Origin of the sequence: Vreelandella titanicae BH1 (assembly GCF_000336575.1) — a bacterium.
Classification (GTDB): Bacteria; Pseudomonadota; Gammaproteobacteria; order Pseudomonadales; family Halomonadaceae; genus Vreelandella; species Vreelandella titanicae.
The window spans coordinates 114,359-130,282 of sequence record NZ_AOPO01000003.1 but is presented as its reverse complement, the minus strand read 5'-3'; the positions used below and the strand labels follow the sequence as shown (position 1 = coordinate 130,282).

Below are 15,924 nucleotides of genomic sequence, written 5' to 3'. Positions count from 1 at the left end.
GCGTTCCTGTTGCGATTATTCAAAGACACGGTTAATCACCACTTCGGCCGCTTCGTCGTCTTCAATTGGCCCGATGCTGACGCTCTCAAGGTCACCAAACAGATCCCCGGGCTGGGGCGCTGCTTGGCCAGAAGGAGAAACACGCACCACTAAACGGGCTTCCTGTACCTGGGATATTTGCGCCTGGGGAGACATCGCGACACTGTTATCTAGCGTCACGGTCATAGGCAGCTCGGATACCTGTGCCCGCACCACGGCCAGGGGCGGTAACTCGCCCTCAATATCGCGGGCGGTAATAAAGACGCTGGCATCGCCATCCACACGCCCGACGAGCTCTTCATCCAGCGAGACACGCACACGAATGCCGGTGCCCTCGGTGACGGCTTCTTCGGGTTCAATACCCAATCGCTCCTGAGCCACGCGAATGCCGTCGCGTAGCGAGGACACAGTGTTGGGATCCTCGATATTGGCAATCGCCCGGCGCCAGTGGTCAATAGCCTGCTCGTAATCGCCGTTGTCGAAGGCATTAATGCCCAGCAAGCCCAGCACGGTGGGCTGGCGGGGATCCTGCTCCAACGTCTCGTCGACCAACGCTTGTACTTCGTCGGTAAGCTCGCGCTCAGCCATAAAGAAACGAATTTGCGCCAACTGCGCAAGCAGCGGTGGAATGCGCCCTTCAATCTCGATCAGGCGCTCCAGGGCGTCCACAGCCTTGGGCATTTGTCCGGTTTCACGGTAGAGCGGAAACAGCTCGCTCCACACATTGGGATTATCCGGCTGGCGTTCGGCCTGCTCCTCCATGCGCTCGATATACATGGCAAGCGATCCATCAGGGTCGTTCTGCACTTCTTGCTGCACGGCCAGTAGCACCAGGTCGCCCTCAGCGCCCTTTTGCTGATACCAAATAACGCTAACAGCGACCACAGCGAGCATCACCACAGGCACGACAATACGGCCGGCGCTGGCAGCCTTTAGCGGCCGACGCTCGCGAAAAGCAGTGTCTTCCAGCAGGCTGCGCTCGAGTTCCAGCCGGTCTTCCTCAAAGCGTGCGGCATCTATGTCGCCGCGTTCAAGAGCCGCTTCCAGTGACGCCAAGCGGCGCTTGAAAATCGCCACGTTCTGCTCGGCGGAAGTGTCGTTGGCTTCAAAATCGCGCTGCTGGTCATGCAGGGCACGCGCGTTTCTTAGCGGCGAAACCAGCAGCCACAGCGCGGGGAGCAGTAGAATGGCAATGGCTATCCAGAGCAGCGTCATGAAGACCCCTTACGGTTAGTCAGCGCGTCTATGCGCTGGCGTTCTTCGGCGCTCAACGCTTTAGCAGAGGCGTTACGGCGGGCGCGAATCATCAGCACAACCACCATTGCACCTAGCAACACCAGGGCGATGGGCAAGCCCCAAAGCAGGTAGGTACGGCTCTCTAAACGCGGGTTGTAGAGAATATATTCACCAAACCGCTGCACCATATGGTTGATAATTTCGATATCCGACTGCCCGTCTTGCAACAGTTGATAAACCCGCTCACGCATATCTGCCGAAATGGGTGCATCGGAATCGTTTATGGCTTGGTTTTCACACAGTGGGCAGCGCATGGAGGCGGTTAAATCGTGATAGCGCTTCTCCATGACCGGGTCGTCAAATTCGCGCAGTTCGATACCACCTGCCGCTGCACCAAACGCTATGACCAGCAGTAGTAGCGCTGCCATGGTTCGCATTAGCGCCATTTTTCCACCTCCGGAAGAATTCGCTCGCGCACGTCTTGCGGTGATACGTAGCCTTTATGGTGATAGCGAATGACCCCGTCGGCATCGACCAGGAATGTCTCCGGGGCGCCGTAGACGCCAAGATCAAACCCTAGCTCGCCTTCCGGATCAAAAATATTAACTTCAAACGGATCGCCAAATTCGCTGAGAAACTGCATGCCTTTCTCGCGGGTATCGCGGTAGTTGACCCCGACCATGCGAATGTCGTTATCAGCCAGTTCCAGCAGTTGCGGCATCTCCTGCTTACAGGCCGGACACCACTCGCCCCACACATTCACCAGCGTCACTTCACCCTCTAACAGCGTTTGGTCAACGCGGCGATTCTCATCACGCAGCGTGCTTGCTTCAAAGGTCGGGAAATCCCGCGCCATCAGCGCTGAATCCCGCTGGGAGGGGTCCAGCGAGAGGCCTTGGTAAAAGAACAGCGCCAGGGCTAAAAAACACACCGGCAACAGTAATAGCAGTAGCCGTCGCTTCATGCCGTGGCCTCCCGTGCGCCATTTTGAGTACTGTTCTGAGTACTATCATCCTGGCTAGCCACTTTGGGCGCTTCACGGGTGGATGCGGTACGGCGGTAGCGCTTGTCGAGCACCGCCAATACACCGCCAAACGCCATTAGCAGTGCGCCCAGCCAGAGCCAACGGACGAACGGCTTATACTGCACCCGCATTGCCCAACTGCCATCGCCCAGGTTCTCACCCATGGCGACATAGAGGTCGCGGAACAGCCCTGGGCGCAGGGCCACTTGCGTCATCGGCATACCGGTGGCCAGGTAGAGACGCTTTTCGGGCCGCATGGTAAAGCTGCTGCCTGAGTCGCCGCGCTGCACTTGTAGAATCGAGGTATCCGCCAGGAAGTTAGCGCCACGACGCTCGGTTAACTCGGTCATGGTGAACTGATAGCCCGCGACTTCGACCGTGGTGCCCGGCGACATGCGCACGTTGCGCTCAATGTTGTAGTTGGACACTACCGTCACGCCGACGATAGTGACCGCAACACCTACGTGCCCCAGCACCATGCCCCAATAAGCCAGGGAGAGCTTACGAACACCGGCCAAAAACGAACTGGCGTGGCGGGTTTTATCGAATACATCGCGCACCATCGGCAGCACAATCCAGAGTGCAGAGACAATGCCCAGGGAGACAAACAGGTTCCACTCGCCACGGTACAGCAGCGGCATTAATATGCCGATCACCAATGCGGCCACACCTGCTAACCACAGTTTACGAATCAGATCCCGTGCCGCCATGCTCTTCCAGCGCGTTACCGAGCCAAGCCCCATAAAGATACACATCAACACGGTAAGCGGCACAAACAGGGTATTAAAGTAAGGCGGGCCCACGCTGATTTTCCCCAGCCCCAGAGAATCCAGAATCAGCGGATAGACGGTACCCAGTAGCACGGTGACGGTCATAATCACCAGAAAGATATTATTAACCAGCAGCAGCGCATCCCGGGAGAGCCAGTTAAACCCCACCTTATGACTTACCCGCGGAGCGCGCAGGGCAAACACCAGCAGCGACAGCGTTACCGTAATGGCCAGCAGCATCAGGATAAAGAAACCGCGGGCCGGGTCGTTAGCGAACGCATGCACCGAGGTCAGCACCCCAGAGCGAACCAGGAAAGTGCCCATTAGCGACAGCGAGAAGGTCGAGATCGCCAGCAGCACGGTCCAGCTTTTAAACGAGCCGCGCTTCTCGGTGACCGCGAGTGAGTGAACCAGTGCGGTTCCCGTCAGCCAGGGCAGCAGTGAAGCGTTTTCGACCGGATCCCAGAACCACCAGCCACCCCAGCCAAGCTCGTAATAGGCCCACCAACTGCCTAACGCGATACCCACGGTCAGGAATGCCCAGGCCAGATTCGTCCAGGGCCTTGCCCAGCGCGTCCAGGCCGCGTCTAAACGACCGCCCATCAGCGCTGCAATGGCAAATGCAAAGACCACGGAAAAGCCCACATAGCCCATGTAGAGCATCGGCGGATGCACTACTAGCCCGAAGTCTTGCAACAGCGGGTTAAGGTCGGCGCCATCCTGGGGCATACCGGGCAGTAGCCGCTCGAAGGGGTTCGATGTCATCAGAATAAACAGTAAGAAGCCGACGCAAACCATACCCATCACGCCCATTACTCGCGCGACCATATCCCGCGGCAGGTTGCCGGTAAACAGGCTGGCCGCACACCCCCAGCCCGCGAGCATAAAGCTCCACAGCAGCACCGACCCTTCATGGTTGCCCCACACCGCGCTGAACTTGTAGTACCAGGGCAGCAGCGAGTTGGAGTTGTTGGCCACGTTCGCCACGCTAAAATCGTCCAGCATATAGCTGGCGGTCAAACAGGCGTAGGCAATGGCAATAAACACAAACTGCCCCACCGCCATGGGCTGACCATAGGCCATCCACAGCGGGCGCCGGGTGGCGGCACCGGCCAGCGGCATCACGGCCTGCACCGCCGCCATCAGCAGCGCGATAATGAGGGCAAAGTGGCCAATTTCAGGAATCATTTTGATAAACATGTGCGCTCCGAACCAGCACTGGCGGTAAGGCAAGGCGGTTAAACGGTGGGTCTTAGTATTCGCTTGCTTGGGGTACGCCTTCTTCGTCCAGGCGTTTACCCACTTCCGCGGCTTTGGCCTGGTAGTCGGCTGGCGAATAGCCCGCCTCTTCAAGTGCCTGGGCGACTTCAGGGGGCATATAGTTCTCATCGTGGCGCGCAAGCACTTTATCGGCGTACAAACGACCATCGGCCTGAAGCTCTCCGATCACCACCACGCCTTGGCCTTCGCGGAACAAGTCGGGCAGAATGCCGCTGTAGTAGACCTCCAGGTCATCAACGTAATCGGTGACGACAAACTCGACGTCCAGGCTCTCGGGGTCACGGGATACTGAACCCTCTTTCACCATGCCACCGGCGCGAATCTGCCGCTCCATGGGCGCGTCGCCCTGGGCGATCTGTACCGGGCTGAAAAACAGATTGATGTTAGCGCGCAGTGCGTACAGGGTCAGCCCCACGGCAATCGCGGCCAGCGACACAAGGCCCAGGATAATAAAGAGTTTCTGTTTACGTTTAGGCGTCATTGGGCGTTTCCCCTTGCGCTGTTTGCGCGTCTTGCACGGCGTTTCAAGCCTTTGATCAATTGGCGCTGTTCAGCACGCGCATGCCATACGGTGGCGAGCAGCAGTAGCGCTGTCACGCCCCAGGCAGACCACACATAAGGCGCGTGACCACCCATGGCGAGAAATTCGGAAAATGAGTCAAACGCCATTAGCGAGCCTCCTCTGCCGGTACTTTCACCACTTGGCCGGTCACCAATTCCTGTACCCAGCGCTTGTTAGCTTCGCGGCGCAAAATTTCACTGCGTGTGCGCATCAGCGTTAAGGCAATGAAAAAGCAGTAGAAACCCAGCACCATAATGACCAGAGGCAGCCACATTTCAGTAGGCATGGCCGGGCGCGAGGTCAGCGTAAATGAAGCGGGCTGGTGCAGGGTGTACCACCAGTCCACCGAGTATTTGATGATGGGAATATTGATCACCCCCACCATGGCCAGCACCGAGGCTGCCCGTGAGGCGCTATCGCGGCTGGTAAAAGCCCCACGCAGAGCAATTACGCCCAAGTACAAAAACAGCAAGATCAGCATTGACGTTAGCCGTGCATCCCACATCCACCAGGTTCCCCAAGTGGGCACACCCCATACGGCACCGGAAAACAGCGCGACAAAGGTCATAGCTGCGCCAAGAGGCGCCATCACCGCCGCTGCCATATCGGCGACTTTAATTTTCCAGACCATAAACACCAGGCCGGAAACCGCCATGGCAATGAAGATAGACTGAGCCAAAAAGGCCGCCGGCACATGGACGTAAATAATTCGGAAGCTATTACCCTGCTGGTAATCCGCTGGCGCAAACGCCAACCCCCACAGCGAGCCAGTGACGATCAACAGCGCCGCCGCGGCCCAAAACCAGGGCTGTAATTTGGCACTAATGCCGTAGAACCACTTGGGTGATCCCAGCTTATGTATAAAGGCCCACATAGCGTGTCCTGTCCTTAACCGTTAATACTGATACGCAGCGATGCGGCAATCGCCCACGGCGCCAACATGAGTGAGGCGGCGAGCAGCGCGCCCAGGATAGCCAGGTGTGCGGAGACACCCTCTCCAAAAATGGCCGCCTGCACCGCGCCTGCGCCAAAAATGAGCACCGGGATATACAACGGCAGCACCAGTAGCGAGAGCAGCACTCCACCCCGTGCCAAGCCAACGGTTAACGCCGCACCGATGGCGCCAATCAAACTCAAGCTTGCCGTACCCAGGGCAAGCGACAGCGCCAGCACGGCGTAGCTGCCCGCCGGCAGCGCCAGCATAATACCCAATATCGGCGCCATCAGCGCCAACGGTAGGCCTGTCAGCAGCCAATGCACGGCCACTTTGGCCAAACTTAGCGCGACTAACGGCTGCGGCGCCAATAGCAGTTGCTCCAGACTACCGTCGTCATAATCGCTACGAAACAGGCTGTCTAATGAAAGCAGCGCGGCTAACAAAGCTGCGACCCACAGCAAACCTGGAGCAATCACCGCTAACAGCTCAGGGTCGGGCGAAATAGCGATCGGGAACAGCGTGATCACCAGGGCAAAAAACACCAGTGGATTGAGCACTTCGCCACGACGTCTCAGCAATAGCGTTAAGTCACGCACGAGCGTGGCCTTCACTGCGGTCATTAACCCACCATTATGCTCACGCAGTGGCACTGCTGAAACCTGTTGGGTGGTCTCCGAGCTTTGTGAAGAGCTATTTGAAGAGCCATGTAAAGAGCTGTGCAACCCTTTCTCCTCTACCATACAAGCATCGGTGCCCAGTGGAGGTTTCCGCGAGGGCGCTGTAAACCCCTCCCTGGGCGCTACTTTTGTCATCCATGACAAAAGACCCTCGCTTCAACCTCCCCTGGCACCACGCTGTCGAGCGTTATTTAAGCCGCTATTTCCAATTGAGACAGTCCTGCTTTCTACCCTAGGGATATCCGTCTGAGCAACGGTGAAGCGGTTAACTCGTGGTGTGTCGTTACTAACACGCAGCCCCCCGCCTGAGCGTGGGCAACCAGCTGTCTTTCTAGATCAGCGACGCCGTGGCGATCAATCGCGGTAAAAGGCTCATCCAGTACCCATAGGGCGCGCGGCGTTAACGTTAAGCGCGCCAGGGCAACACGGCGCTGTTGGCCTGCCGAGAGTTGCCCTGCGGGCACATCTTCAAAGCCTGCCAACCCAACCCGTTCAAGAGCTTCCAGGCGCTGCTCTTCATTACCGCTTTCCCCGCTTAAGGCCTGGTACCAGGCTAAATTCTCTAACGGTGAAAGCCCTGATTTAATGCCTGGTGCGTGTCCTAAATAGAGCAGATTCGCGAGAAAATGTTCACGTGCTTCGTTCATCGCAGCGCCATTCCAGAACAGTTCGCCCTGGTAGTCACTGAGCTGGCCGGAGAGAATTTTCAGAAGGCTGGTTTTACCACTACCATTGGGCCCTTCAATTCGCACTATCTCGCCGCTGCGAACCTCCAGATCCAACCCTTGAAACAGCCAGCGGTCATCGCGTTCACAGGCAAGCTGGCGGGCTTGTAGACACAGGCTCAAGCGTCTCTCCTGGCATATTGATTTCGCGTCGAACTCTACACGTAAAGCCCCTTTCTCGCCACTCACACAATGCGGCGCTGGGTCGCAGCGTGATCTTCATCAATATGTCGTGAGAGCAATTATCTCTGGCACTGTATGCAAAAACAGGTCTACAATGAAAACCACTGTATGAAAGAACATGCAATGGAGATTCTTTGATGACCCTATCGATGGCAGCACCTACCGTTACGTTTGGCCGTAGACAACCGGCACCGCGCCCTTACGCAATGGCGCCTAGCATTACCCGACGCAATACCTATGCACTCAAAGTGCGTGGCAATGCACTGTGTGATTGCAACTTGTTCGATGGCGATGTCATTATTATCCGGCGCTATCAACACGATACCCAGACAGAAACTGCCGTTGCCGAAATAAACCAGCAAACGATCGCCTTGAGGCAGCTCTCTATCAGCCGCTTTGGCGTAGAGCTATGGCCAGAAGATACTTTGCAGCCAGCGCTATTTTTGCACAACCGGGATATTCAGGTACTCGGCATGGTAATGGGTGTGAAAAGTGAGACTACCTTTACGGAGCATTAATGCGCTATCGGGTTCCCGAGTTACCCACAGGGTCATGGCACACGGCTGACATTGAAGTAGAAAAGAGCCAATTTATCACCTGGATCTGCCACTCTCCCGATATCAACGCATTCACTACTCTGCTGAATGCGGCGAAAACCGCGCATCCTAATGCCAGCCACCACTGCACTGCCTACATTGCCGGGCCACCCGGCGAGCAAAATCTGATTGGCTTTTCCGATGATGGCGAGCCTGGCGGCACCGCTGGCCGCCCCATGTATCAGGTTCTCCAGGGGAGCCAACTGGGCCAGATTGGCTGTGTGGTCATTCGTTATTTTGGCGGTACAAAGCTCGGCACCGGTGGCTTAGCCCGCGCCTACGCTCAGGCGGTTAGCCATGCCCTTGAGACACTCGCTACCCGGGAAGTGGTTGAGCGCGACACCTACACCCTGCGCCTTACTTTTGCCAATGAAGCGATTGCCCGCGCCTGGTGCGAAGAGCACGACATCCCTATTGAGCAAGCCGACTACGATGGTGATGGCGTTCGCCTGACCATTGGCTGGCCACGGGACTGCCCGCTTGACCTTGCCCCGCTAGAAAACCGCTTGAAGAGTGCTATTGAGGTTCTCTCTGCACCAAAGGCATAACGCAGCAGATGAAAGGGCCCCATATGTCATTGCGAGGAGCTTGCGACGCGGCAATCTCGTTCTGCGGTGGCAAACAAACCGAGATCGCCGCGCTTCGCTCGCGATGACACTCACCGGCCATTGCGAGGAGCCTGCGACGAAGCAATCTCAAGCCTACCCTGAGAACCAACCCCAGATTGCTTCACTGCGTTCGCAATGACACCCCTATGTCGTTGATGGCAGAGGACTAGTTAACCCAGGTATTTAATCATTACCCCGGCCGCGACTGCCGACCCAATAACACCCGCCACGTTGGGGCCCATGGCATGCATCAGCAGGAAGTTATGTGGGTTGGACTCCAGCCCCACCTTATTCGCCACCCGCGCTGCCATAGGCACGGCGGAAACGCCCGCGGCACCGATCAATGGGTTGATGGGCATTTTGCTCACCAGGTTCATCAGCTTGGCCATCAATACCCCAGCGGCCGTGCCGATACCAAAGGCGACAATACCCAGACCTAATATCCCCAGCGTCTCAAATGCCAGGAAACTCTCGGCCATCAGTTTGGAGCCTACCGACAGTCCCAGGATAATCGTGACGATATTGATCAAGGCGTTTTGCGCGGTATCCGACAAGCGCTCGACTACGCCACACTCACGCATCAGATTACCAAAGCAGAACATACCGAGTAGCGGTGCCGCATCGGGCAGAAACAGCGCGACCAGAATCAGCAGCATCAGCGGGAAGATGATTTTTTCCAGCTTGGAGACCGGCCGCAACTGGGTCATCTTGATTTGACGCTCTTTATCGGTGGTCAGCAGACGCATGATGGGCGGCTGTATCAGCGGTACCAACGCCATATAGGCGTAGGCAGCCACCGCGATAGCACCCAGCAGCTCCGGCGCCAGCACGCTGGAGACGTAGATGGAGGTCGGGCCATCCGCCCCGCCAATAATACCAATGGCGGCGGCCTGATTGAGCGAGAAATCCATGATGCCCATCGAGGTGAGCGCCACGGCACCAAACAAAGTGGCAAAAATACCAAACTGAGCGGCTGCACCTAAAAACAGCGTGCGCGGATTGGCCAGCAGCGGACCGAAGTCGGTCATGGCGCCCACACCCATAAAGATAATCAGCGGGGCGATACCTGAACCAATTGCTACTTTATAGAAGTTGTAAAGCATGCCATCGCTATAGCCGACGCCCACGGCGATATCACGTGCGGCGCGCACCTGATCCGGTGCGACGCCATCGTGGGCTATTACTTTTAACGATTCACGCCAGGCTTCCGCATTCGCTAACGGATCCAGCGTCGCGCCCAGCGCTGCCGCCATCTGCTGTAGCACTGCGGGTTTCGCCACCTCGATCGCTTGGTCTAGCGCTGAAATCGCCAACCCTGCTTCGGGAATATTGGCCAGAATGCCGCCAAAGCCAATCGGCACCAGCAGCAGCGGCTCAAACTTCTTATAAATGGCCAGGTAAAGCAGCAGTAGCCCCACCATGATCATGACGGCTTGGCCAAGCTCAAGGTTATATAGCCCAGAGCCTTCCCATAACGTTACTAATTTATCCATTACTGGGCCCTTAGAGCTCGATCAGCGCATCGCCTACGGCTACGCTGTCGCCCTCGCTGACGTTAACCTTAGACACAGTGCCTGCGATACTGACACGCACTTCGGTTTCCATTTTCATCGCTTCAAGAATGATCACCACATCCCCTTCAGCGACTTTATCGCCAGGGCGAACATTAACCTTGAAGATATTGCCGGCCAGCGGCGCATCAATGCTCTCACCAGTGGGTGCAGACACTTCCTCTCTGGGGGCGCCAGTGCTGGCCGCCGTTTGCTCCTGCACTTCGCCCAGTTCACCACCTTCAGACACTTCCACCACGAAGGCTTTACCGTTGAGCTTAACGGTATAGGTCTCCGGGCCACTGCTAGCCACCGGCTCTTTGCTTTCCACCTTGGCGGGTGTCTTTTCAGCACTTGCGTCAGTTGCCTGGGGGGCAGGTTCAAAGGCGTCGGGATTGTCGCGGTTTTTAAGGAACTTCAAGCCGATCTGCGGGAACAGCGCGTAGGTCAGAACATCATCTACTTCGCGCTTGCCTTCGGCCAAGCGAATGCCTTCAGCGCTAGCCTTTTCTTTCAGTTCGGCAGCCAGCCTATCCATTTCCGGTGAGAGGTTATCCGCCGGGCGACAGGTAATCGGCTCGCCGCCTTCCAAGACGCGCTTTTGCAATTCGGCGTTGAAGGGTGCTGGGGCAGCACCATATTCACCTTTGAGCAGCGCCTGAACTTCCTTGGAGATCGACTTGTAGCGCTCGCCCATCATCACGTTCATGACCGCCTGGGTGCCGACGATTTGCGAAGTGGGCGTCACCAGCGGAATAAAGCCAAGATCTTCGCGCACGCGGGGAATCTCGCTTAGCACATCGTCCAGCTTATCGCCCGCGCCCTGCTCTTTGAGCTGGCCTTCCATGTTGGTCAGCATACCGCCGGGCACCTGAGCAATCAGGATGCGCGAATCAATGCCGCGCAGCGAGCCTTCAAAGGCGGCGTACTTCTTGCGTACTTCGCGGAAGTAACCGGCAATATCTTCCAGCAGTTCAAGATCCAGACCGGTATCGCGGCCGGTGTCTTTCAGCATTGCCACCACTGACTCGGTGGGGCTGTGACCGTAGGTCATCGACATGGACGAGATCGAGGTATCGACGTTATCAATGCCTGCTTCCACTGCCTTCAAAATGGTTGAGGTAGAGAGGCCGGTGGTGGCGTGGCAGTGCAGGTGCACCGGAATCGATAGCTCTTTCTTGAGCCGGGTGACCAGATCGAAGGCCGTATAGGGCGTCAGTAGCCCCGCCATATCCTTGATAGCCAATGAATCTGCGCCTAAGCCAGCAATGGTTTTGGCGAGATCAACCCAGCTATCCAGGGTATGTACCGGGCTCACGGTGTAAGAGATGGTGCCCTGGGCGTGACCTTCGACGTTACGCACCGCCTGAATGGCGCGCTCTAAATTGCGCAGGTCATTCATGGCATCGAAAACACGGAAGACATCAACGCCGTTGGTTTTCGCCCGCTCGACAAACTTATCGACAACGTCATCGGCGTAGTGGCGGTAGCCCAGCAGGTTCTGACCACGTAGCAACATGGCCTGAGGCGTATTGGGCATAGCCTCTTTTAATGCACGAATGCGCTCCCACGGATCTTCGCCCAAATAGCGGATACAGGCGTCATAAGTGGCCCCACCCCAGGTTTCCAGCGACCAATAGCCAACGCGATCCAGTTTTTCGGCGATCGGCAGCATATCGTCCAGCCGCATACGTGTAGCGAATAGCGATTGATGGGCATCGCGCAGCACGACATCAGTAATGCCTAGAGGGCGTTTTATTTCGTTCATTGTCATGGCTCACAGTAGAGAGTTGTAAGTTTGTAGTAAAAATAACAAAAAAATAGCCACAAGAGGGCCAAAATGAAAAAAATCGAGAAAGTTAACGACGCCGGCTTGAGCGATAACGATGCACTGCAGCACTGATCACCGCCATGACCTCGTCATTTTGCGCAGAGGAACCCGAAGATGGCGACGATTTATTGCCCGTATTAACAGCCACAGGAGCGGGCTGAAAACGCCCAACAAGCTTCGACATCAGCGTAACGCTAATGACCAAAACAGTAAGAAAAACAAACACTACGCCCATACCGAGCGCCATCAACGCCAGCCCTTCTTGCAATAGTTCTAGATCCTGCATAAAGCGATCTCCTTGAAGCCCGGTGTCTTGAAGCACAGCTCAAGTACCATTTTTACGCACATCATGACGCCAATACGGTGAAAGGCGCTTGGCGCAGTAAGGGGAATGCACTAACCTGCCACACTCAGAATAGAATGCAATGGCGCGATAGTGGAAGTCATGGTTGTTAATTTACTACAAAACGGCAGAATCGGCCTAGCCCCGATGGAAGGGGTAATCGACGCCCTGACTCGTGATCTGCTGACCCGGCATGCCGGGTTCGACTGGACGGTCACCGAGTTTGTACGTGTGGTCGATGCGCGCCTGCCGCCAAGAGTGTTTTATAAACACTGCCCCGAGCTTGCGCAACCGCCTGTGGCCACACCAAGCGGCATTCCCGTGCATTTACAGTTACTGGGCTCTGACCCAGTCGCCCTGGCGGCTAACGCGCGCCAGGCGCTTAGCCTGGGCGCGGTGAGCGTCGATCTTAATTTCGGCTGCCCTGCCAAACTGGTTAACCGGCACGATGGCGGCGCCTCGCTGTTACGCCAGCCTGATCGCGTCTATAAGGCGGTTAAAGCCGTTCACGACGCTTTAGAGGGGGAAATCCCGGTGACCGCCAAGATTCGCCTGGGCTTCGCTAATCGCCGTTTAGCGGTGGCCTGCGCCCAAGCCACCGAAGCGGGCGGAGCAGCACAGCTGGTCGTTCATGCACGCACCCGAGACGAGGGCTACCGCCCACCGGCACACTGGGAGTGGATCGGCAAAATTCGCCGCCAAGTGAGCATCCCCGTGGTCGCCAACGGCGATATCTGGACACTGGAAGATTACTGGAAAGCCCGCACCCTGTCAGGGTGTCGCGACGTGATGCTGGGACGGAGCGCCCTGGCCGATCCTTGGCTGGCGCCACGCATTCGCCACTGGCTGCAAACCGGCGAGCGGCTACCTGAGAGTAACTGGGCGATGCGCGCCAACGTGCTCAAAGAATACGCCGCTCTACAGCGTCAAAAGCTACCCGACCGCGTCGTGGTCTCTCTGGTAAAGCAGTGGCTTGCCCAAATGCGCCAAGGCAGCAGTGAAGCTGAACAGAATTTTCAGCGCGTAAAGCGCATCACCGAGTTAGACCAACTGCTCGACAGCCTTGTTGTCGACGAACAGCAAGCTGCAATGGCTTAGCCCTTCTTTCGCACCACCCCTTTAACAGGCAAAAAAAAGCGCCCTACCGCAAAGTGGGGGCGCTACAAACGATCGCAAGACCGGGGCGCGAGCGACTTCCGGTCAGGCTAGAAACTGGCGGTCAGACTGGAAACAGAAAACCCGCTCTCAATAAGAGAGCGGGTTTTGGAATCTGGCGCGCCCGGGAGGATTCGAACCTCCGACCCCCTGATTCGTAGTCAGGTACTCTATCCAGCTGAGCTACGGGCGCGTAACGTTTTACTAACGTTTACTTTTACTGCGACCAAGACTATTACAAATACTGATTAATGCAATTAGCCTCTGGTACAACTAACTTTAAATACAGCTAATCTCAAATACGATTAACCATAAATGCAGTCAGCATAAAAAGGTGGCGCGCCCGGGAGGATTCGAACCTCCGACCCCCTGATTCGTAGTCAGGTACTCTATCCAGCTGAGCTACGGGCGCATACCTTGTGACCATGCACTTTTTAACAAAGTAAAAGCACTTACTGGCCATGCGATTGGCGGAGAGAGAGGGATTCGAACCCTCGATAGGGCTATAAACCCTATACTCCCTTAGCAGGGGAGCGCCTTCAGCCACTCGGCCACCTCTCCTCAACGGCACGGCGCGAATATTACCGATTTAGTCTTCTTGTGTCTAGTCTTCTACGGATTTTTTTCGCACCGGCCATATCTTACATATAAGCTTACGCTTTAAGCATCGTTTCATCATGCGAGCTCGCAAGGCTTATTCCACTTCATTTTCACTGTTTCGTTCACGCTGAATACGCTGGTAAATCTCTTCACGGTGAACTGCCACATCTTTAGGCGCATTTACGCCGATACGTACTTGATTGCCTTTCACACCTAGCACGGTGACGGTGATTTCATCACCGATCATCAGCGTTTCGCCAACACGGCGAGTTAGGATGAGCATGGCTGATCTCCTTTTCAGACGTTTTATGCAACGGGATATGTCAGCCGGAGGCAACACCATGCCATTATGCGACATAGTGTTCCCTGTCACCAATGACTCCGGCTCCATGACACCTTATACCTCCCGTTGAAAGAAAGCTCACCACCACACGGCAGTAAGTACCCCTTCAGCGTAGAAGGTTTAAGGTATTAATGTTATTCAGATTCGATATCTGCCTTATCTAAACCAAAAGCTTTGTGTAATGCATTAACAGCAAGCTCCATATGCTTCTCATCAATCACGACCGAGATTTTAATCTCAGAGGTGGAGACCATACGGATATTGACGTTTTCGTCGGCTAGCACACGGAACATTTTCGACGCCACACCGGCGTGAGAACGCATACCTACACCCACTAAAGAGACCTTAGCAATATTGTCGTCGCCACGCAGCTCACCGCCGCCCAAATCAGGAATCACCGTCTCTTCAAGCAGCTTCTTAGTGGCTTTGTAATCGCCCTTAGCAACCGTAAAGGTAAAGTCGGTATAGTCTCCGGCCGGCGCCACGTTCTGCACGATCATGTCCACTTCGATATTGGCATCGGCAATGGGGCCTAGAATGCGTGACGCCACACCCGGCACGTCCGGTGTATTCAGCAGGGTTAATTTTGCTTCATTTTTGGTGAAAGCGATACCGGAGATCAGTGGTTCTTCCATAGCGTCCTCGTCTTGGTCGGCTTCTGCAACAATTAGGGTACCGGGGCCGTCTTCAAAGCTCGACAGCACCCGCAGGGGTACGTTGTACTTTCCGGCAAACTCTACCGCGCGGATCTGCAGCACTTTAGAGCCGAGACTGGCCAGTTCCAGCATCTCTTCCACGGTAATGCTCGTTAAGCGCTGGGCTTTGGAGCAGACGCGGGGGTCGGTGGTGTATACCCCGTCAACATCGGTGTAAATCTGGCACTCATCGGCGCCTAGCGCGGCGGCTAGCGCCACCCCTGTGGTGTCAGAACCACCACGGCCCAGGGTGGTGATATTGCCGTCTTCATCGACCCCTTGGAACCCGGCCACAACCACTACCTGACCAGCGTCCAGATCGGCCTTGAGGTCTTCGGTTTCAATGCGCTGGATACGCGCCTTGGTATAGGCACTATCGGTATGAATACCTACCTGGGCGCCTGTGTGCGAAGTGGCTGGCACACCGATTTGCTGCAGCGCCATAGCGAGCAGTGAAATAGTTACCTGCTCGCCGGTCGACAGCAGCATATCCATCTCGCGCGGTGCGGGATCGTCGTTAAGCGCCTGTGCCATGTCCGTCAGGCGGTTGGTTTCGCCACTCATGGCGGAGACCACGACCACTACCTGATGGCCTTGATCGCGGAAGCCCTTAACCTTTTCCGCTACGGCCTTGATACGCTCGACAGAGCCCACCGAAGTGCCGCCGAACTTCTGTACGTATAGTGCCATATGCCGTTTTTCCTATGCGTTCGGGAATGGAGGGTGAAAGTGTCACAAGTTTTAAATAAATAATAAGGCCGGTGACAAT

At 56.1% G+C, this 15,924-nt stretch carries 17 protein-coding genes and 3 tRNA genes; 3 read left to right on the top strand and 17 right to left on the bottom strand.

Annotated elements, in window-relative coordinates:
• Positions 1 to 15: 15 nt before the first annotated feature.
• From ccmI to ccmA, 9 genes are all read right to left on the bottom strand, one after another.
• Positions 16 to 1,254, bottom strand: a complete 1,239-nt coding sequence (gene ccmI / locus HALTITAN_RS07975; RefSeq protein ID WP_039858736.1) for a c-type cytochrome biogenesis protein CcmI — start codon at positions 1,252 to 1,254, stop codon at positions 16 to 18.
• The gene (locus HALTITAN_RS07970; RefSeq protein WP_039858734.1) at positions 1,251 to 1,721 is read right to left on the bottom strand and encodes a cytochrome c-type biogenesis protein; all 471 of its coding nucleotides are present in this window, start codon (positions 1,719 to 1,721) and stop codon (positions 1,251 to 1,253) included. The genes ccmI and HALTITAN_RS07970 overlap by 4 nt, the downstream gene beginning before the upstream one ends.
• Positions 1,712 to 2,239 carry a DsbE family thiol:disulfide interchange protein gene (locus tag HALTITAN_RS07965; protein WP_009286789.1) on the bottom strand — a complete coding sequence of 176 codons (528 nt, stop codon included), beginning with the start codon at positions 2,237 to 2,239 and terminating at the stop codon, positions 1,712 to 1,714. Before HALTITAN_RS07965 ends, HALTITAN_RS07970 begins: the two co-directional genes overlap by 10 nt.
• The gene (locus tag HALTITAN_RS07960; protein ID WP_022519954.1) at positions 2,236 to 4,269 is read right to left on the bottom strand and encodes a heme lyase CcmF/NrfE family subunit; all 2,034 of its coding nucleotides are present in this window, start codon (positions 4,267 to 4,269) and stop codon (positions 2,236 to 2,238) included. Before HALTITAN_RS07960 ends, HALTITAN_RS07965 begins: the two co-directional genes overlap by 4 nt.
• Positions 4,270 to 4,321: 52 nt before the next feature.
• Positions 4,322 to 4,831 (bottom strand): cytochrome c maturation protein CcmE, encoded by a 510-nt coding sequence (gene ccmE / locus HALTITAN_RS07955; RefSeq protein WP_022519955.1) that lies wholly within the window; start codon positions 4,829 to 4,831, stop codon positions 4,322 to 4,324.
• Entirely contained in the window at positions 4,828 to 5,019 is a 192-nt protein-coding gene (gene ccmD / locus HALTITAN_RS07950; RefSeq protein WP_022519956.1) for a heme exporter protein CcmD, read from the bottom strand. The genes ccmE and ccmD overlap by 4 nt, the downstream gene beginning before the upstream one ends.
• Positions 5,019 to 5,786, bottom strand: coding sequence for a heme ABC transporter permease (locus HALTITAN_RS07945; RefSeq protein ID WP_009286787.1), 768 nt, complete (start codon positions 5,784 to 5,786; stop codon positions 5,019 to 5,021). Before HALTITAN_RS07945 ends, ccmD begins: the two co-directional genes overlap by 1 nt.
• A gap of 14 nt (positions 5,787 to 5,800) precedes the next feature.
• A complete protein-coding gene (gene ccmB, locus HALTITAN_RS07940) occupies positions 5,801 to 6,469 on the bottom strand; it encodes a heme exporter protein CcmB (protein ID WP_223828158.1) in 669 nt (222 codons plus the stop codon).
• 284 nt (positions 6,470 to 6,753) lie between these two features.
• The gene (gene ccmA / locus HALTITAN_RS07935; protein ID WP_039858729.1) at positions 6,754 to 7,374 is read right to left on the bottom strand and encodes a cytochrome c biogenesis heme-transporting ATPase CcmA; all 621 of its coding nucleotides are present in this window, start codon (positions 7,372 to 7,374) and stop codon (positions 6,754 to 6,756) included.
• A 197-nt stretch (positions 7,375 to 7,571) separates the two neighbouring features.
• On the opposite strand from ccmA, the gene HALTITAN_RS07930 reads away from it, so the two are divergent.
• Positions 7,572 to 7,952 carry a LexA family protein gene (locus tag HALTITAN_RS07930; RefSeq protein ID WP_027957354.1) on the top strand — a complete coding sequence of 127 codons (381 nt, stop codon included), beginning with the start codon at positions 7,572 to 7,574 and terminating at the stop codon, positions 7,950 to 7,952.
• Positions 7,952 to 8,578, top strand: a complete 627-nt coding sequence (locus HALTITAN_RS07925) for an IMPACT family protein (RefSeq protein ID WP_039858726.1) — start codon at positions 7,952 to 7,954, stop codon at positions 8,576 to 8,578. Before HALTITAN_RS07930 ends, HALTITAN_RS07925 begins: the two co-directional genes overlap by 1 nt.
• 230 nt (positions 8,579 to 8,808) lie before the next feature.
• Here HALTITAN_RS07925 and HALTITAN_RS07920 read toward each other — a convergent pair whose 3' ends face one another.
• The 3 genes from HALTITAN_RS07920 to HALTITAN_RS07910 form a co-directional block, all read right to left on the bottom strand.
• On the bottom strand, positions 8,809 to 10,131 hold the full coding sequence (locus tag HALTITAN_RS07920; RefSeq protein ID WP_009286784.1) for a sodium ion-translocating decarboxylase subunit beta: 1,323 nt from the start codon (positions 10,129 to 10,131) through the stop codon (positions 8,809 to 8,811).
• Positions 10,132 to 10,141: 10 nt separating this feature from the next.
• On the bottom strand, positions 10,142 to 11,956 hold the full coding sequence (oadA, locus tag HALTITAN_RS07915; protein ID WP_039858724.1) for a sodium-extruding oxaloacetate decarboxylase subunit alpha: 1,815 nt from the start codon (positions 11,954 to 11,956) through the stop codon (positions 10,142 to 10,144).
• 91 nt (positions 11,957 to 12,047) lie between these two features.
• On the bottom strand, positions 12,048 to 12,305 hold the full coding sequence (locus HALTITAN_RS07910) for an OadG family protein (RefSeq protein ID WP_022519963.1): 258 nt from the start codon (positions 12,303 to 12,305) through the stop codon (positions 12,048 to 12,050).
• A 159-nt stretch (positions 12,306 to 12,464) separates the two neighbouring features.
• Between HALTITAN_RS07910 and HALTITAN_RS07905 the strand changes: the two genes are divergently transcribed.
• Positions 12,465 to 13,460, top strand: coding sequence for a tRNA dihydrouridine synthase (locus tag HALTITAN_RS07905; RefSeq protein WP_233974418.1), 996 nt, complete (start codon positions 12,465 to 12,467; stop codon positions 13,458 to 13,460).
• Between the two features lie 173 nt (positions 13,461 to 13,633).
• Here HALTITAN_RS07905 and HALTITAN_RS07900 read toward each other — a convergent pair.
• The 5 genes from HALTITAN_RS07900 to HALTITAN_RS07880 all read right to left on the bottom strand — a co-directional run bounded on the left by HALTITAN_RS07900 (position 13,634) and on the right by HALTITAN_RS07880 (position 15,845).
• Positions 13,634 to 13,710 (bottom strand) — tRNA-Arg (locus tag HALTITAN_RS07900).
• A 142-nt stretch (positions 13,711 to 13,852) separates the two neighbouring features.
• Positions 13,853 to 13,929, bottom strand: a tRNA-Arg gene (locus HALTITAN_RS07895).
• A gap of 56 nt (positions 13,930 to 13,985) precedes the next feature.
• Positions 13,986 to 14,078 (bottom strand) — tRNA-Ser (locus HALTITAN_RS07890).
• Positions 14,079 to 14,211: 133 nt separating this feature from the next.
• A complete protein-coding gene (csrA, locus tag HALTITAN_RS07885) occupies positions 14,212 to 14,400 on the bottom strand; it encodes a carbon storage regulator CsrA (protein WP_007111501.1) in 189 nt (62 codons plus the stop codon).
• A 194-nt stretch (positions 14,401 to 14,594) separates the two neighbouring features.
• Positions 14,595 to 15,845, bottom strand: coding sequence for an aspartate kinase (locus HALTITAN_RS07880; RefSeq protein WP_009286781.1), 1,251 nt, complete (start codon positions 15,843 to 15,845; stop codon positions 14,595 to 14,597).
• Positions 15,846 to 15,924: the final 79 nt, after the last annotated feature.

Excerpts from the sequence above, each read along its gene's own strand:
- csrA (WP_007111501.1), bottom strand. The coding sequence starts at position 14,400 with ATGCTCATCCTAACTCGCCGTGTTGGCGAAACGCTGATGATCGGTGAT.
- HALTITAN_RS07970 (WP_039858734.1), bottom strand. The coding sequence starts at position 1,721 with ATGGCGCTAATGCGAACCATGGCAGCGCTACTACTGCTGGTCATAGCG.
- HALTITAN_RS07930 (WP_027957354.1), top strand. The coding sequence starts at position 7,572 with ATGACCCTATCGATGGCAGCACCTACCGTTACGTTTGGCCGTAGACAA.
- oadA (WP_039858724.1), bottom strand. The coding sequence starts at position 11,956 with ATGAACGAAATAAAACGCCCTCTAGGCATTACTGATGTCGTGCTGCGC.
- HALTITAN_RS07880 (WP_009286781.1), bottom strand. The coding sequence starts at position 15,845 with ATGGCACTATACGTACAGAAGTTCGGCGGCACTTCGGTGGGCTCTGTC.
- HALTITAN_RS07910 (WP_022519963.1), bottom strand. The coding sequence starts at position 12,305 with ATGCAGGATCTAGAACTATTGCAAGAAGGGCTGGCGTTGATGGCGCTC.
- ccmE (WP_022519955.1), bottom strand. The coding sequence starts at position 4,831 with ATGACGCCTAAACGTAAACAGAAACTCTTTATTATCCTGGGCCTTGTG.
- ccmI (WP_039858736.1), bottom strand. The coding sequence starts at position 1,254 with ATGACGCTGCTCTGGATAGCCATTGCCATTCTACTGCTCCCCGCGCTG.
- HALTITAN_RS07920 (WP_009286784.1), bottom strand. The coding sequence starts at position 10,131 with ATGGATAAATTAGTAACGTTATGGGAAGGCTCTGGGCTATATAACCTT.
- ccmD (WP_022519956.1), bottom strand. The coding sequence starts at position 5,019 with ATGGCGTTTGACTCATTTTCCGAATTTCTCGCCATGGGTGGTCACGCG.
- HALTITAN_RS07945 (WP_009286787.1), bottom strand. The coding sequence starts at position 5,786 with ATGTGGGCCTTTATACATAAGCTGGGATCACCCAAGTGGTTCTACGGC.
- ccmB (WP_223828158.1), bottom strand. The coding sequence starts at position 6,469 with ATGACCGCAGTGAAGGCCACGCTCGTGCGTGACTTAACGCTATTGCTG.
- HALTITAN_RS07965 (WP_009286789.1), bottom strand. The coding sequence starts at position 2,239 with ATGAAGCGACGGCTACTGCTATTACTGTTGCCGGTGTGTTTTTTAGCC.
- HALTITAN_RS07905 (WP_233974418.1), top strand. The coding sequence starts at position 12,465 with ATGGTTGTTAATTTACTACAAAACGGCAGAATCGGCCTAGCCCCGATG.
- HALTITAN_RS07925 (WP_039858726.1), top strand. The coding sequence starts at position 7,952 with ATGCGCTATCGGGTTCCCGAGTTACCCACAGGGTCATGGCACACGGCT.
- HALTITAN_RS07960 (WP_022519954.1), bottom strand. The coding sequence starts at position 4,269 with ATGTTTATCAAAATGATTCCTGAAATTGGCCACTTTGCCCTCATTATC.